Consider the following 16892-nt stretch of genomic DNA (forward strand, 5'->3'; position numbering starts at 1 on the left):
CCAGGAGATCCTCCTCGCCTACGTCGTCCCGCCGCCCGCCGACCCGGACGGCCTCCGCCGCCAGCTGGCGGAACGCCTGCCCGAGTACATGATCCCCGCCTTCCTGCTCGGCCTGGACACCCTCCCGCTGACCGCCAACGGCAAGGTCGACCGCAGGGCGCTGCCGCCGCCGGACGGACTGGCCGGCGCCGGCCGGCCGGAGTACGTCGCCCCCAGGACCGACGCGGAGGAGCTGGTCGCCGAAGTCTGGAGCGACGTGCTCGGACCCGGCGGGCCGATCGGCGTCTTCGACGACTTCTTCCGGATCGGGGGGCATTCGCTGATGACGGTCCGGGTCAGTGTGCGCCTGGCCGTCATCACCGGTATCGAACTGCCGCTGCGCACGCTGTTCGCCCGGCGTACGGTCGCGGACCTGGCCGCCGCCCTCGAGGAGCGCCTGCGCGAGGAGCTGGCGGCGATGCCGGAGGACGAGGCCGAGCGGCTGCTCGGCGAACAGACCCAACAGACCGCCCAGACCTGGAGGTGAAGCACGTGCAGGACCCCCTGGACACCATGGACAATCTGATCGACGAGACGCTCCCCGGACGGCTGGCCGTCATGGTGGCCGCCGCCACCGACGACCAGATCTCGGCCGCCGACGTGCTGGCCGCGGAGCATTCGCTGGCCGCCCTGGGCGTGACCTCGCTCAGCCTGATCCGGCTGGTCGACGCCATCGAGGACGAGTTCGGCGTGGACGTGGACCCGGGCCTGGTGGACGACTTCCCGAACCTGGTCGCGGACGTGGCCGGGAGGCTGCGGTGAGCGATCGGGTGCGGTTCACGGGCGGGCGCGCGGGCCGCTCGAACCTGGCCTGGGGGCAGCGTTCCATCTACGAGGCGATCCGGCGTACCGACCACGACAGCGCGCACTACTTCAACCTGTGGCGGCTGATGGCGATGCCGCGCGGGCGTGGGCCGTACAGCGTGGAGGACGTGACCTCGGCGGTGGTCGCGCTGGTCGCCCGGCACGACTCGCTGCGGTCCCGGATCACCCCCGGCGACGGCACGCCCGTCCAGACCGTGTCGGAGACCGGCTGGCTGGAGCGGCGCGTGCAGCCGTCCACCGAGGAGGAGGCGGAGAAGGCGGCCGAGGGCCTGGTCCTCGACCTGGCCGCGCGCGCCTTCGACCTCGAACACGAATGGCCGGTACGGATCGGCATGATCACCGTGGGCGACGCGGTACGGCGGGTCGGGGTGGTGCTCTGCCACACCGCCGCCGACGGGTACGCGGCCGACATCGTCGTCCGCGACCTGCGCCAGCTCCTGCTGCGCGGGAGCATGACCAGGCCGCCGTCCCAGCAGCTGCTGGACCTGGTGGCCGAGCAGGAGTCCGGCATCGGGCGCAACCGCTCGGAGCGGGCGCTGGCGCACTGGGAGTCCGGCTACCGGGAGATCCCGCCGGTGATGTTCCCCGACCTGGTCGCCGAGCCGGGCTCGCCGCGCTGGAGCAAGGCCATCCTGGAGTCGCGGGCGCTGGAGCACGCCGTCTCGATCGTGGCGGCCCGCCACCACATGAGCACGGCGACGGTGCTGCTCACCGCCGTCTCCGCGATGGTCGGCACGATCACCGCGCACGACACCTGCGCGATCACCCCGATCGTGCACAACCGGTTCCGGCCGGAGACCAGGGACCTGGTCACCTCGCTCAGCCAGCTCGGCCTGTTCACCCTGGCCCCCGATCCCGATGCCACCCTGCACGAGATCCTGGAGAACACCCAGCCGGAGGCCATGCGCGCCTACCGGCACGCCCAGTACGACCAGCTGGCCTGGGAGGACATGGTCGAACGGGTGAGCGCGGAGCGCGGCGTCGCGGTGGAGCCGTCCTGCTGCTTCAACGACATGCGCCCGGTCGACCACAGCAACCTGCCCGACAGCCCGCCAGGCGAGGACGCCATCCGCACCTCGGTGACCTCCTCCCGGATCGAGTGGCTGCCCGGCGTGGACCACTTCACCTGCGACTTCTGCTTCTTCGTCACCCGCCAGTCCGGCATCCTCACGATCGGCCTGAACGCCGACACGTGCCGGCTGCCGCAGAGCCGCATCGTGGGGCTGCTGCGCTCGGTCGAGGAACTGGTGGTCGAGTCCGCGTTCCGGGACGTACGGCCCGGCGAGCTGGGGGTGGCGCCGTGATGCTGCCGGAGCTGCTCCGTACCCGGGCCGCGGAGGATCCCGGACGGCTCGCGATCGAGGTCGCCGGGGTGGAGTCGCTGACGTTCGGGGACTGGGAGCGGCGTTCGGCGGCCGTGGCGCGGGGGCTGCCGGCGCGGCGTGGGGAGCGGGTGGCGCTGCTGTTCGGGTCGCGGGACTGGGCCGACTACGCGGTGGCGTACCTGGGGGTGCTGCGGGCGGGCGCGGTGGCGGTGCCGCTCTCGGACCGCCTCGCCGAACCCGAGCTGGAATTCCTGGTACGCGACTGCGGCGCCGTGGGCGTCGTGCACGCCTCCCGGCTGCGCCCGCCGAAGGTCGAAGGCTGGACGTCGGTCGTCCAGGACCTGGAAGCCGGCGACGGCGACCTGCCCGAAGGCCCGCGCCCGCAGGATCTGGCCCAGATCCTCTACACCTCCGGCACCACCGGCCGCCCGAAAGGCGTCGGCGCCACCCACGCCAACCTGGGCCACGGCCGCGGCGGCCCGCCCGCCCGCCGCATGTTCCGGCACTCCCGGCACTTCCTGCACGCCTTCCCGATCGGCACCCAGGCCGGCCAGGCCATGCTGCTCAACGCGCTGGACACCGTGCCGGCGATGCTCACCCCGCCGGTGTTCACGCCGTCCAGGTTCGCCCGCCTGATCGAGTCGCACAGCGTCGGCACGGTCTTCCTGGTGCCGACCATGGCCAACGAGCTGCTCGCCTCCGGCGCGCCCGACCGGCACGACTTCTCCTCGGTGCTGCTGCTGGGCTCGGCCGCCGCCGCCCTGCCGCCCGCGCTGGCGCTCCGGCTGACGAAGGCGTTCCCCAAGGCGACCGTGACGAACTACTACACCTCCACCGAGGCCGCGCCCGCCCAGACTGTGATGATCTTCGACCGGAGCCGCCCGGGCGCGCTCGGCCGGCCCGCCTTCGGCAGCGGCCTGCGGATCGGCGACGGCACCCTTCCCCCCGGCGAGACGGGTGAGGTGTGGCTGCGCTCCGGCGCCGCCCCCCGCTCGTACGTGGGCGACGGCGAGGCCACCGGCGCGGTCTTCAAGGACGGCTGGGTCCGCATGGGCGACCTCGGCTACCTCGACGAGGAGGGCTACCTCTACCTGGTCGACCGGGAGAGCGACGTGGTCAAGTCGGGCGCCTTCAAGGTCTCCACGATCATGGTCGAAGCCGCCCTGTACGAACATCCCGACGTGGTCGAGGCCGCCGTCTTCGGCGTACCCGACCCGGCCCTGGGCACGGCGGTGGCCGCCGCGGTGGTCACCGGACCCGCCGACGTCCCCGTCCACGAGCTGCGCGCATTCCTGGCCACCCGGCTGGCCAGGCACGAGCTCCCCGCGCACATCCTGCCGCTCGACCGGCTCCCCAAGAACCAGTCGGGCAAAATTCTCAAGACCGAACTACGCGGCCTGCTCGGGAAGCCGCGCGAGGAGAACGATTGACATGTCCTCGTCGCTGATCTGGGAGCAGGCCTCCCCCGCACAGCACGGCATGTGGGTCACCGACCGGCTGGGGGGCGACCCGCGCGCCCACCACATGCCGCTGCTGATCCGGCTCACCGGTGAACTCGACCAGGACGCCCTCGCGTCCGCCTGCGCCGCCGTGGTCGCCCGCCACCCGCTCCTGGCCAAAGCCCTCTCCGACCAGGACGGCGTAGTCGGCCTCACCCCCGCCCTCACCCCTCCCTCCCTCGAACAGGGCCCCGCCGACGTCACCTTCGACCTCTCCACCGGCCCTCTGGTCCGCTTCATCCTCACCTCCGCCGGCACCGACCACGAACTCCTCATCGTCGCCCACCACGCCATCTTCGACGGCATGTCCAAAGACCTCCTGGTCCGCGACCTCTCCCACGCCTACACCGGCACCCCGCTTCCACCCCCATCCCCCGCGCCCGAAACCAGCTCAGCGCTCCCCCAGGCGGACTTCTCCGGAACCGCCTCAGCTTCTCCCTTCGCAGATGCCTCCGGAACTCTCGCGGAAGCCGCTTCCGGAATCGCCCGAGAGCCTGCCGACCATGCCGAGGACATCGCCGAGGCCGCCGACTTCTGGCGCCCCCGCTGGCGCGACCCCGTGCAGCTGGCCCTCCCCGGCCTGACCGCGCTCTCCCTGCGCGCCACCCCCGCCGACGCCGTCGACCTCAAACTCGACCCCGAACTCGGCCACCTGGCCGAGTCGCTCGGCCTCACCCGCTTCGAAGCCCTGGTCGCCCTCCTCCACACCCTCCTGTACGGCTACCGTCCCGGCCCCCAGACCGTCGCCGTGGACCTGTCCACGAGAACCCCCGCCGACCAGGACACCATCGGCCTCTACGCCAACGAACTCCCCGTCTTCACCGACCCGGCCCCCGCCGACACCTTCGCCCAGTTCGCCCGCACCGTACGCGCCGAGCTCCGCGACATCTACCGCCACCGCCGCGTCCCGATCGCCCGCGCCCTCACCGGCATCACCCCCCGCGCGGCCCTGGCCCCGGTCTCCCTCAGTTACCGCCGGCGCTCGACCCCGGACCCCGGCTTCCCCGGCCTGACCAGCTCCGTCGAGTGGATGACCCCCAACGGCGCCATCAGGAACACCCTCCACATCCAGGTCGTCGACGGCGCCGGCGCCCGCCTCTCGTACGACCCCGCCTGCCTCACCCGCGCCTCCGCCGACCTCATCGCCACCGACCTGACCACCCTCCTGGCCGCCCTCTCCGCGACGCCGTACAAACGCCTCCGCGACCTCCCCCCAACCCACCCCGCCACCCTGATCGACCTGACCACCCCCCACCCCGGCACCCCGAACACCCCGGCCGCCCCCGCCGACAACGAAATCCTCGCCATCATGACCACCATCTGGTGCGAGGTCCTCGGCGTCGAAGAGGTCCACCCCGACGACGACCTCTTCGACCTGGGCGGCCACTCCCTCACCATCACCCAGATCATCGCCCGCGTGGACAAACGCCTGGGCGTCGAACTGACCCTCGACACCTTCTTCGAAACCCCCACCCTCGCCGAACTCGTCTCCCAGGTAGCAGCAGCCCGCCCCACCCCCTGACCCACCAAGGAATCCGCCCCGGGACCGAGAGCCCACCCCTCGGCCCCGGACGATTTCCTCACCCGGCGCATGGCATCCCGCTCAAGGCCGACGGGAAAGAACCCCCACCACCCGGCTATGCCGCTCGACCATCTGAGCCAGCCCGACATCGATATAGGCCAGGCACTCCAGGACCCGATCGTGGTCAACCGTCAGATGCCGGTGATGAATCGGAGCATGATGTGCGATCTTGTTACGCAGAACCCGCAGGTAATCGAGCTTCTGATGCAGGTCGCGACGCCGGCCCCGCCAGCCCGGAAACGCCCGGTACAGCGCCGGCCGCCAGAGATGCTGGTCATAGTTGTTACCTGATCCGAGCAGCGAAACCCAGAAGCCGAACGACAGTTCCTCCACGACACGATCCGGAGACGCTGACAGGCCAGCGCGCGTGACCTGCCTCGCGGCGTCAGCGATCTTGTTCTGTGCTACGTACGTCAGATTCGCCCCGGGATCGTCCCACCAGTCGCCACGGCCCAGATGGGCACTGAGCCGCTCCGTCATGACGCTCCGCATGGCGACCTCCAGGTACTGCAAGGGTCCGTAGAAGGCCTCCGAGATCTCAGTGTTCCAGCAGTGCAAGCGCAGCGCGGCCACGAAATCCCCACCGCACTGCTGCAGATAGCCGGCCATGCGCGTGGCCGACAGCACCCCATGCAGCCGCGTGGCCTCCCCGACTTGCACCCTGCCTCCTTCTCAACGGCGTGCTAGAGTCTTCTACATAAGCCCCGGTGTTGCCTCTGCCTAGCATGCATCCGGGGCACAGCCTTTTCTGCGGGTACCTTCTATCACGGCCCGCTGCCCCAGCCGCTCTATCCACCCGAGCTTTTGATCCTTACGAGCGCACGGTCCCCTCGACAGCGGCAGGCGTAGATTACGGCCTCAGCAACACCGTCATAATGTCTTCACCGGTGTCGCCATCAACCGGGAGGCCATGATGATCATGGCAGCCGCAGTATTCGCGAATCCCGAAGATATCTTCGGGATTTGCGAATGGTCGGGCTGAGGGCCAGAGGCCCATCGGTGTGGGTGCGATGGGCCTCTGGGGAGGTCAGTGGCGGGCGCTGAGGGGGCGCATGTCGGTCCAGACCTCTTCTATGTGGGCCAGGCAGGCTTCTTTTTCGCCGGAGAAGCCTTCGGCGCGCCAGCCGTCGGGGATGGGGCGGTCGGCGGCCCAGATGGAGTACTGCTCCTCGTGGTTCAGTACGACCAGGTACTCGCTCACACTTTCTCCTTCTTCTTAAAGGACCGGTTCTTCAGGGTCTCGAAGCCGATCACGTCATCGGGCAGGGCGTCGGGGACCAGGTCGTCGAAGCGCCACAGGCCCCTGATCCAGCGGGCGACGAAGACGGCCGAGGCCATGATCAGGGCGAACAGGATGTACATGAAGGCGATGCCGCGGCCTTCGCCGGTCCCGATGAGGAGGCCGACGCTGTCGGCGAGGAGGCCGCCGGGGGCGAACATGGGCTCGAAGAGGGCGGTGCCGTACGGGGCGACGAGGCCGTAGCCGAGGGGCAGGGTGGAGAAGGCGATCAGCTGGTTGAGGGCGAAGACGCGGCCGTGGAAACGCTGCGGGACCTTGACCTGGATGATCGTGGCGTAGATGCCGTTGAGGACGGTCAGGGACAGGAACATGCCGAACACGCCGGCGGAGATGACCAGCAGGTGTTCGTGGGAGCCGACCACGACGGCGCCGGCGGAGAGGGCCACGGTGGACCAGAGCTGGCCGCGCAGGCGCAGACGCCGGGGACCGCCCCAGATGGTCATGATGAGGCCGCCGAGGAACACGCCGAGCCCGCCGAAGAAGGTGACCCGGCCGACGTCGTTGAGTTCGGCGAAGGAGAGCACGAGCGGCGAGATCAGCAGGAACAGCGGGGACATGAAGAGGTTGACGACCGCGAAGAACAGGAGCATGCGGCGGATGCCGTGGTTGCCCCAGGTGTACTTGAAGCCGTTGACCAGTTCGGCGAGCATCGACTCGCGGCGCCGCCAGGCCATGGTCTTGGGGAAGCGGACCAGGAGCACGGTCGTGATGGCGACGGTGTAGCTGACCACGTCGATGATGAGGATGCCGCCGAGGCCGATGACCGCCATCAGGCCGGCCGCGACCAGCGGCACCACCAGCAGGGCGATGCCGTTGACCATGCCCATGAGGCCGTTGGCGTGCCCGAGGAACCGTTTCGGCACCAGCTGCGGGATGGCCGAGCCGTACGCGATGCGCTGGAAGGTGAGGGCGATCGAGAGGCTGACCAGCAGCGGGTAGATGTGCCAGACCTGGAGGTTGCCCGTCCAGGTGAGGATGCCGAGGATCAGCTGGGTGCCGCCGGCCGCGACGTCGCTGAACAGGATGACGCGGCGGCGGTCGAAGCGGTCCGCGACCGTGCCGGCCAGGGGGGCGACGAGCATGCCGGGCACCAGGGCCAGGACGGAGAAGAGGGCGAAGTTCGCGAGGGAGCCGGTGGTGAGCAGGATCCAGAGGGGCAGCGCGAACTCGGTGAGCGCGGAGCCGGTGATGGAGACGAGCTGTCCGGCGGCGAGGGCGGCGAAGCGGCGCATGCTCGGCTTGGGGCCGACCTGCACGCCCTGCTCGGCCCCCCGCCGGGAGACGCCCTGCAACCACCAGGTCTCCTCACCGGTGACACGTTCGAGATGCCCGGTGTCCTCGGCGAGTACGGCCCGGTGGGTCCCGGTCACGATGTCCGCCAACTCCTCCGCCCGATATTTCATGAAGTAGTGGGCGGCTTCGTCGAGGACGACGCAGGCGGTGGTGTCGGCCACGCAGTGCCATTCGCGGAAACGTTCCTGGTAGAACTCGACCGCGGGATCACGCTCGCCGACCACGGCGATGACCGGCGAACTCAGCGGCCGGAGCTCCTGCTCGAAGATCTGCGTGAAGTACCGCTCCGCCTCGCGGGTCCCCACCCGCCGGTTCTTCACGATCAGCCGGAGCTCCTCCTGGTCGAACTCGGCGACGTCCAGCCCGGCCGCGCTGAGCGCGTTGATCCGGCCCTGGTCCCCGCCGAGCTCGTCCCACCACTCCCCGAACCGGGCCATCGGGCCGCGCGGCCGGGCGAACGGGAACACGCCGCCCAGGTAGACGGCCTCCGGAGGGCGTCCGGCCGCGTCCAGGATGCGCGCGGCCTTGGTGGTGATCATCACGCCGAGGCCGCAGTGGCCGTACATGACGACCGGGCCTGTGACGTTGTCCAGGATCTCCTGGGCGTAGGCGGCGGCCACCTCGTCGATGGGCTTGGGCTCCTCGCCCAGCTCGTTGCCGGGGACGGCGAGCGAGTAGAGCGCCCAGTCGTCCGGCATCACGTCGGCGAGGGGTTTGTAGATGACGGCGCTGCCGCCGCCGTACGGGGCGCAGACGAGGGTGGCGGAGGCCGTACGGGCGGGGGTGAGGCGGTGGAGGAGCCGGTCGGGGCCCTTGACCGTGTCCGGGTCGAGCAGGTGGGCCAGTTCGCGTACGGTCGGGTGCTTGAACAGGTCGAGCAGGGTGGCCGTGTGCCCGGCCTTGCGGAGCCGGGCGACGACCTGCATGGCGAGCAGCGAGTGGCCGCCGAGGTCGAAGAAGTCGTCGAGCACGCTGACCCGCTCCAGGCCGAGCACGGCGGCCCAGACGGCGGCGACGGTCTCCTCGATGGGGGTCGCCGGATCGGTGAACTCGGCGCCGAGGTCGGGACCGCCGGCCGGATCGGGCAATGCGGCACGATCCACCTTGCCGTGCGACTTGAGCGGCAGCCGCTCCAGCCACACATACCGGGCGGGCACCATGTAGTCGGGCAGGCGCTCCTTCAGCCAGGCCCGCAGCTCACCCGTATCGCCCGGTTCCTCCCCCACCAGGTACGCGACGAGCCGCTGCCCCCGCAGATCCACGACCGCCTGCGCGACCCCCGGGTACGTCCCGAGCACGGTCTCGATCTCACCCAGTTCGACCCGGTAACCGCGCACCTTGACCTGGAGGTCCCGGCGGCCGAGGAACTGCAGCTCGCCACCGGGCAGCCAGCGGCCGAGGTCCCCGGTGCGGTACATGCGCGCCCCGGGACCGCCGTACGGGTCGGGCACGAACTTCTCGGCGGTGAGGCCGGGCCGGTTCAGGTAGCCGCGGGCGAGGCGGTCGCCGCCCAGGTTGATCTCGCCCGGCACGCCCACGGGGACGGGCCGGCCGTGCGTGTCCAGCAGGCGGACCAGCGCGCCCGGGAGCGGCCGCCCGATGGGCAGCAGGCCGGGACCGGCGGTGACCTCGTGGGTGGTGACGCCGACCGTGGCCTCGGTCGGGCCGTAGTGGTTGACGACGCGGACCCGGGTGGCCAGTTCGGCGGCCCGTTCGGCGGGGGCGGCCTCGCCGCCGAGGATGAGGAGCTTGCGCGGCAGGATCTCGGCCGGCTCCGCCTCGGCCAGCAGCGCGGCCAGGTGCGATGGAGTGATCTTGAGATAGTCGGCAGGACGTGACCGGAAATATTCGGACAGGTCGGGGGCGGCGGTCCGGGACGGCAGCAGGTGCAGGCAGCCGCCGGTCATCAGCGACAGGTAGAACACGGTCACGCCGAAGTCGAACGCCAGCGACTGGAGCAGCGCGAACGAGGACCCCGGCTCGACCCGGAACCGTTCGTGCACGCCCGCCAGGTAGACGAGCACCTCCCGGTGCTGGACGGCCACGCCCTTGGGCCGCCCGGTGGTACCCGACGTGAAGATCACGTACGCGAGGTCACCCGGGGTCACCCCGCTGTCCACGGGAGTGTCCGGTCCGTCCCGGTCGTCCGCGTACACGGGCACGAGCCCGGCGGGAAGCAGCTCGTCGGTGGTCACCGCGATGGCGATCCCGGCGTCCGCCACCATGTACGCCACCCGCTCGGCGGGCAGCTCCGGGTCGATCGGCACATAGGCCGCACCCGATTTGAGCACCCCGACGATGGCCACCGCGAGTTCCGCGGACTGCTCCAGGCAGACCGCCACCCGGTCCCCCGGCCGTACGCCCTGGTCCCTGAGGCGGTGGGCGAGCCGGTTGGCGCGCCGGTCGAGCTCCCGGAAGGTGAGCGTGTCCGGGCCGAAGACCACGGCGGGCGCGTCGGGGGTGCGCTCGGCCGCGGCGGCGACCAGGTCGTGCAGCAGGTCCCGGTCGAGCGGCCGGGCCGGCTCCGAGGTGCCGAGGGCGAGCACGCGCTCGGGTTCGCCGGCGGGCATCAGGTCCAGTTCGGAGACGCGGGCGTCCGGGTTGGCGACGATCGAGCGCAGCAGGGCGTCCAGGGAGGCGGCCATCCTGGCGACGGTGTCCTCGGTGAACAGGTCGGTGCTGTAGATGATCGCGCCGCCCATGCCCTGGTGGCCCTCGTACAGGTAGAAGGCGAGGTCGAAGCGGCTGACCTGGACGTCGGCGGCGAAGCCGCTCACCCGGACCGGGCCCGGCGCGGACGACGGGCCGCTGGCGTAGTTCTGCAGCGCGAACATGACCTGGAAGATCGGCGTCCGGCTCACGTCGCGTTCGACGTTCAGCTCGTTGACCAGCTGGTCGAAGGGCAGCTCCTGGTGGGAGAAGGCGTCCAGGGCCGCCTCCTTGACCCGGCCGAGCAGCTCCACGAAGGTGGGGTCGCCGTCCAGGTCGGCGCGCATGGCCAGGGTGTTGACGAACATGCCGACCAGGCCGTCCAGCTCGGGCAGGCCGCGCCCGCTGACCGGGCTGCCCACCGCGAAGTCGTCCTGCCCGGACCAGCGCGACAGCAGCACCTGCAGCGCCGCCATGAAGGTCATGTACGGCGTCGCCCCGTGCGCTGTGGCCAGCGCGCCCACGGCGGCTTCGAGGCCGGCGTCGACGCCGAAGCCGTACCCGGCGCCGGCGGAGCCCTGTTCGGCGGGGCGGGGCCGGTCGGTCGGAAGCTCCAGCGGGGGCACCCCGTCGAGGCGTTCCCGCCAGTAGGTGACGTCGGCCTGGTAGGCGGGGGTGCCGGTGCGTTCGCGCTGCCAGGCGGCGTAGTCGCCGTACTGGACGGGCAGGGCGGTGAGCGGGCGGCCGTCGAGGCAGGCCAGCAGGTCGCCGAGGAGCACGTCGCCGGACCAGCCGTCGGTGACGGCGTGGTGGGCGGCCAGCTGGAGCACGTGCTGATCCCCGTCCAGGCTCACCAGCGTGGTGCGCAGCAGCGGCCCGGCGGCCAGGTCGAACGGCCTCGCCAGGTCGGCGGAGATCAGCGCCCTGGCCTCCTCGGCCGACTCGGCCGTCAGCACGGTCAGGTCCACCACGGGCTCGTCGGAGATCACGACGGCGGGCAGGCCGTCCTCGGAGGTGACGAAGCTGGTGCGCAGCGTCTCGTGCCGTTCGGTGACCCGCGTGAGCGCCTCCCGCAGGTCCTCCGGGTCGAGCGGGCCGTCCAGCCAGACCGCGAACGGCACCAGGTAGGAGGCCGTCCCCGGCCGGTACTGCTCCAGGAACCAGAGGCGTTCCTGCGCGTGCGACAGCGGCGGCGCGGTCCCCTCCGGGCGCGGCGTGATCGAGGCCGCGGCGGTACGGCGGCGCAGCCGCTGCTTCAGCAGGGCCTGCTTGGCCAGGGACAGGTCAGGCGAACTGGTCAAGGGGACTCCATCAGGCGCAGGGCTTCCTCGTCGGACAGGTCGTCCAGCTCGGCGAGCAGGATGTCCTCGACGGTCGCCGCCAGGTCGGCGACGGTGGTGCGGGTGAACATGGTGCGGATCGGCACGTCCACGCCGACGACCGCCTTGAGCCGCGCGGCCACCCGTACGGCGAGCAGGGAGTGGCCACCGAGCAGGAAGAAGTCGTCGAACGCGCCGATGCCCTCCAGGCCGAGCAGCTCGCTCCACACGTCGGCGACCAGGGCCTCCGCGTCGGTCCTGGGCGCGACGAACGCCTCTTCCCTGGCGGGCTCGGGTTCGGGCAGGGCGAGCCGGTCGAGCTTGCCGTTCGGGGTGAGCGGCAGCGCGTCCAGCCGGACGTACGCGCTGGGGATGTGCGAGGCGGGCAGGCGCTCGATCAGCCGCTCGCGCAGCCCGGCCACGTCGCCGACCACGTACGCGACGAGGTTGTCCGCCCGGACGGCGACGGCGGCTCCGCGTACGCCGGGCAGGCTCTCCAGGACCGACTCGATCTCGCCGGGCTCGATCCGGTGGCCGCGCAGCTTGACCTGGTCGTCGTTGCGGCCGAGGAATTCCAGGGTGCCGTCCCAGCGCCAGCGCACCAGGTCGCCGGTGCGGTAGAGCCTGGTCCCGCCGGGTCCGGGGACGAACCGCTCCGCCGTGAGCGCCGGGCGGCCGAGGTAGCCGTGGGCCAGGCCGAGGCCGCCGATGAGCAGTTCGCCGGGCGCGCGGGGCGGGACCGGGCGGAGATGCTCGTCGACGACGGCGATCTGGGTGTTGCCGATCGGGCGGCCGATGGTGATCTCGCCGGGATCGGCGGGGACCTCCCAGGCGGTGGACCAGATGGTGGTCTCGGTGGGGCCGTACACGTTGAACAGGCGGGTGACGCGGGCGCGCAGGTCGGCGGCGAGCCCGGACGGCAGCGCCTCGCCGCCGACGAGGGCCGTGACCCGCGGGAAGCCGGCGGTCATGAGCACGCGCCAGCCGGAGGGAGTCGCCTGGACGTGGGTGACGCCCTGCTCGGCGATGAGCCGGGCGAGCGCCTCGCCGTCCAGCGCGGTTCCGGCCATGACGACGCGCCCGCCGGTGATCAGCGGCAGGTAGAGCTCCAGGCCGGAGATGTCGAAGGAGAGCGAGGTCAGGGCGAGCCAGACGTCGTCGGGGCCCGCGCCGAGCAGGTCGCGCATCGAGACCAGGAAGTTGAGCAGCGCGCGGTGCGGGACCACGACGCCCTTGGGTTTCCCGGTCGAGCCGGAGGTGTACAGCACGTAGGCGGGATCCTCGGGGTGGATTTCGACACCGAGTTCGCCGTCCTCGTCGATCGGCTCCCCGAGCCGGACGACCGGCCCGTCCCACTCCACTTCCACGTCGGTGAGCAGAGCGCGGGGTTTCGCGTCGTCGAGCACGAACGCGATCCGCGCCGCCGGATAGTCGGGGTCCAGCGGCAGGTAGGCAGCGCCCGCCTTGAGCACGGCCAGCATGCCGGTCAGCGACGCCACCGAACGTTCCGCCAGCACCCCGACGACGTCGCCGCGCCCGACGCCCAGCTTCCGCAGCCGCAGCGCGAGCCGCCGCGCCGCGTCGTCGAGCCCGGCGTACGTCAGGCCGTCCACCGCGATCCGGTCCCGGTCCTGGCTCTCGAACAGGGTGAGCATCGTCGGCGCGGGCAGCTCCGGCCGCGGGCCACGGGACCACTCGGCCAGCGCGGCGTCGTCCTCCAGGGTGCGCATGGACAGCAGGGACAAGGGGGTGGCGGGGTCCGCGGCGATGTCGTACAGGCACTCGACGAAGCGGGCCGCCAGCCGCTGGACGGTACGGGCGTCGAACAGGCACGCGTCGTAGTCGAAGACCAGGTCGAGCCCGTCGGCGATCGGCCAGGCGGTCAGCGTCAGGTCGAACGCCGTCTTGATCGCCCCCGCGTCGTACGGCTCGTGCCGCAACCCCGCGAACGTGGCCGGCAGGTTGCCCTCGGCCGTCTGGCTATGCAGGATCAGCATCGTCTGGAACAGCGCCGTCTGCCCCAGGTCGCGGCGGACGCCGAGGACGGACTTGAGCCGCTCGACCGGCACCTCCTGGTGGGCGAGCGCGTCCACCAGGGTCGCCCAGGTCCGGCGCAGCAGCTCGTGGAACGGCGGGTCGCCCGTCAGGTCGGCGCGGAGCACGAGCGTGTGCGCCAGATACCCGACCACCGACTCCAGTTCCACCCGCCCCCGGGCCGCCGTCGGCGAGCCGATCGCGAAGTCCGGGCGGCCGGTGTGGCGGGCGAGCAGCGCCTGGTAGGCCGCCAGCAGGACCATGAACAGGGTGACGCCGCTCTCCCGGCCGGCCGCCTCCAGCCCGGCCACCAGGTCGGCCGGTATGCGCTCGTTGCAGACCGCGCCCTCCCTGGCCACGACCAGCGGGCGCGGCCGGTCCAGCGGCAGCTCCAGCACCGGGAGTCCGGCCAGCTTCTCCTTCCAGTGCGCCAGCGCGGCCTCGCCCTCGTCGAGGGCCTCCCGCCGCAGCTGCCAGAGGGACACGTCACCGGCCTGGACCGGCAGCGGCGGCAGGTCCGCGCCCTCGTACAGGGCGGCCAGCTCGGTGAACATCACGTTGACGGACCAGCCGTCGGCGATGATGTGGTGCAGCGCCACGCAGAGCACGTGGTCGTCCGGGCCGACGCGGATCAGCGACACCCGGATCGGCGGGGCGGCGGCCAGGTCGAACGGGGTGTTGACGCGCTCGGCGCAGTACGCGCGGGCCTCCCGCTCCGGCAGCTCCAGCCATTCGACCTCGACCTCGCGCGGCGGCTCGACGACCACGACCGGGCGGCCGTCGTCGTCGGGGAAGCGGGTGCGCAGTGACTCGTGCCGGGCGACCAGGGCGGTCAGCGCGGCGGTGAGACGGTTCCGGTCGAGCGGGCCGTACAGGCGCCTGGCCAGGTACATGTTGCTGGAGGCGTCGCCCGGGGAGAAGTGGTCCATGAACCAGAGCCGCTCCTGGGCGGCCGACAGCGGCACCGGCGTGCCCGGCGCGCGCGGTTCGAGCGGGATCACGCCGGGGTCGGCGCCGATGGCGGCGGCCAGACCGGCGACGGTCGGGTGCGCGAACAGGGCGCGGACCGGCACCGGCACGCCGAACGCCTTCGCCAGCAGGCCGGCGGCGCGCGGGGCCAGCAGGGAGCGGCCGCCGAGCGCGAAGAAGTCGTCGTCCGCGCCGACGCCGTCCACGCCGACGACCTCGCCGAACACGCGCGCGATGAGGCGCTCCGCCGGGCTGCCGGGCGGGCGACCCGTGCGCTGGACGGGGGCGGGTTCGGCCCGCACCACCGCGGGCGCGGCCAGACCTTCCGCCCGCCAGGCCGCGCCGCCGAGCGTGACGCCGGGGAAGAGCAGGTCGGCGAGGGGCCGTTCCGGGTCGGCGGCGACGGCGTCCAGCAGCGCGGTGAACCGGGCCGCCAGGGCCTCGATCCTGGCCTCGTCGAACAGGGTCGCGTCGTAGGTGAACACCAGGGACAGCGCGCTCCCGTCCCGCCACGCCTCCAGGGACAGGTCGAAACGGGCGGGCACCTGGTCGAGGTCGAACGGCACGCACGAGGCGCCCGCGACCTGGACCGGCTCCGGCAGCGTGTCCAGGGCCAGCATGGTCTGGTAGAGCGGGGTCTGGCCGGTGTCCCTGGCCAGGTCCAGCTCGGCCAGCAGGCGCTCGACCGGGATCTCCTCGTGCGCCATCGCGTCCAGCACGGTGGACCTGGCCCGCGCGAGCAGATCCGCGTACGACGGGTCGCCGGACAGGTCGGCCCGCAGCACCAGCACGTTGCCCAGGCGCCCGGCCACCGGCTCCAGCTCCACCCGCCCCCGGCCCGCGGTGGGCGCGCCGACCGCGAAGTCGTGCTGCCCGGTCTCCGCCGACAGCACGGCCTCGTACGCGGCGAGCAGCACGCTGAACAGAGTCGTCCCGTACCGCTGCGCCAGCCCTTCCAGCGGCCCGGCCTGGACGGGCGAACGGACCGACCGGCCGCGCCGCGAGGCCACCGGCGGACGCGGCCGGTCGGTGGCCAGGCGCAGCACCGGCAGACCGGCCAGGCGTTCCCGCCAGTACGCGAGCGCGTCCGCCCCCGCGCCCAGGGCCTCCCGGCCGAGCTGCCAGGCCACCACGTCGCCGTGCTGCACGGCCAGGGGTTCGCGCCGCGGCTGGGCCAGATCCTCCACCAGGACGTCCAGGGACCACTCGTCCCCCGCGATGGCGTGGAACACGACGCAGAGCACGTGGTCGCCGGAGGCCAGCCGGACCAGCGTGATCCGTACGGGCGGGGCCGCGGCCAGGTCGAACGGCGCGTTGACGCGGGCGGACAGCAGCGCGCGGGCGTCCGCCTCGGTGGTCGCGGCGAGGTGCTCGACCGTGACGTCCGCGGACGCCTCGACCACGGCGACCGGGCGGCCGTCCACGTCGGGGAAGCGGGTGCGCAGCGCCTCGTGCCGGGCCAGCAGCGCGGCGCAGCCGTCGGTCAGGGCGGCCACGTCGAGCGGGCCGCGCAGCAGCCGGGTCAGGTGCATGTTGGAGGAGGCGTCGCCCGGGTCGAAGCGGTGCAGGAACCAGAGACGCTCCTGCGCGGGCGACAGCGGTACGGGCGTGCCGGGCGGGCGCGGCTCCAGCGGCACCGACAGCGTGTCCAGGCCGTCCAGGACGGCGGCGAGACCGGCCACCGTGGGGGCCGCGAACAGCTCCCTGACCGGGATCTCCACGCCGAGCCGCCGGGTCAGCCGGGCGGTCACCTTGGTCGCCAGCAGCGAGTGCCCGCCGGCGGCGAAGAAGTCCGCCTCCGCGCCGACCCGCTCCAGGCCGAGCACCTCCGCGAAGACCTCCGCCACCACCCGCTCCGACTCGGTGCGCGGCTCGATCTCCCCGGCCCCGGTCACCGGCGCGGGCAGCGCCCGCCGGTCCACCTTGCCGTTCGGCGTCAGCGGCATCGCCGCCACCGGCACCACGATCGATGGCACCATGTACGGCGGCAGCCGGTCGGCCAGCGCCTCCCTCGGGTCCGCGCCGTCCCCGACGACGTACGCGACGAGGACCTCCTTG

9 protein-coding genes are annotated in these 16892 nt (G+C 72.3%); 5 read left to right on the top strand and 4 right to left on the bottom strand.

Features of this window, described 5'->3' with window-relative positions; genetic code table 11:
- The 5 genes from Aph01nite_RS38515 to Aph01nite_RS42365 form a co-directional block, all read left to right on the top strand.
- On the top strand, window positions 1-526 hold a 526-nt coding region (locus tag Aph01nite_RS38515), incomplete at its 5' end, for a phosphopantetheine-binding protein (protein WP_239162299.1).
- A gap of 5 nt (window positions 527-531) precedes the next feature.
- Window positions 532-801, top strand: a complete 270-nt coding sequence (locus Aph01nite_RS38520) for an acyl carrier protein (protein ID WP_239162300.1) — start codon at window positions 532-534, stop codon at window positions 799-801.
- Complete coding sequence (locus Aph01nite_RS38525; RefSeq protein WP_204046025.1) at window positions 798-2168, top strand: condensation domain-containing protein; 1371 nt, start codon at window positions 798-800, stop codon at window positions 2166-2168. Before Aph01nite_RS38520 ends, Aph01nite_RS38525 begins: the two co-directional genes overlap by 4 nt.
- The gene (locus tag Aph01nite_RS38530) at window positions 2168-3619 is read left to right on the top strand and encodes a class I adenylate-forming enzyme family protein (protein WP_204046032.1); all 1452 of its coding nucleotides are present in this window, start codon (window positions 2168-2170) and stop codon (window positions 3617-3619) included. Before Aph01nite_RS38525 ends, Aph01nite_RS38530 begins: the two co-directional genes overlap by 1 nt.
- 1 nt (window position 3620) lies before the next feature.
- A complete protein-coding gene (locus Aph01nite_RS42365; protein WP_204046026.1) occupies window positions 3621-5210 on the top strand; it encodes a condensation domain-containing protein in 1590 nt (529 codons plus the stop codon).
- 81 nt (window positions 5211-5291) lie between these two features.
- On the opposite strand, the gene Aph01nite_RS38540 is transcribed toward Aph01nite_RS42365, so the two are convergent.
- From Aph01nite_RS38540 to Aph01nite_RS38555, 4 genes are all read right to left on the bottom strand, one after another.
- A complete protein-coding gene (locus Aph01nite_RS38540; RefSeq protein ID WP_204046027.1) occupies window positions 5292-5930 on the bottom strand; it encodes an Abi family protein in 639 nt (212 codons plus the stop codon).
- A gap of 367 nt (window positions 5931-6297) precedes the next feature.
- On the bottom strand, window positions 6298-6471 hold the full coding sequence (locus Aph01nite_RS38545) for an MbtH family protein (protein ID WP_204046028.1): 174 nt from the start codon (window positions 6469-6471) through the stop codon (window positions 6298-6300).
- Window positions 6468-11813, bottom strand: coding sequence for a non-ribosomal peptide synthetase/MFS transporter (locus tag Aph01nite_RS38550; protein WP_204046029.1), 5346 nt, complete (start codon window positions 11811-11813; stop codon window positions 6468-6470). Before Aph01nite_RS38550 ends, Aph01nite_RS38545 begins: the two co-directional genes overlap by 4 nt.
- Window positions 11810-16892, bottom strand: a 5083-nt coding sequence (locus tag Aph01nite_RS38555) for a non-ribosomal peptide synthetase (RefSeq protein WP_204046030.1), incomplete at its 5' end; no start/stop codon positions are given. The genes Aph01nite_RS38555 and Aph01nite_RS38550, both read right to left, overlap by 4 nt.

Origin of the sequence: Acrocarpospora phusangensis (assembly GCF_016862995.1) — a bacterium.
GTDB classification, from domain to species: Bacteria; Actinomycetota; Actinomycetes; order Streptosporangiales; family Streptosporangiaceae; genus Acrocarpospora; species Acrocarpospora phusangensis.

Bases quoted from the DNA above. Each gene is read 5' to 3' on its own strand.
- Aph01nite_RS42365 (WP_204046026.1), top strand. From the start codon at position 3,621: ATGTCCTCGTCGCTGATCTGGGAGCAGGCCTCCCCCGCACAGCACGGC.
- Aph01nite_RS38530 (WP_204046032.1), top strand. From the start codon at position 2,168: ATGCTGCCGGAGCTGCTCCGTACCCGGGCCGCGGAGGATCCCGGACGG.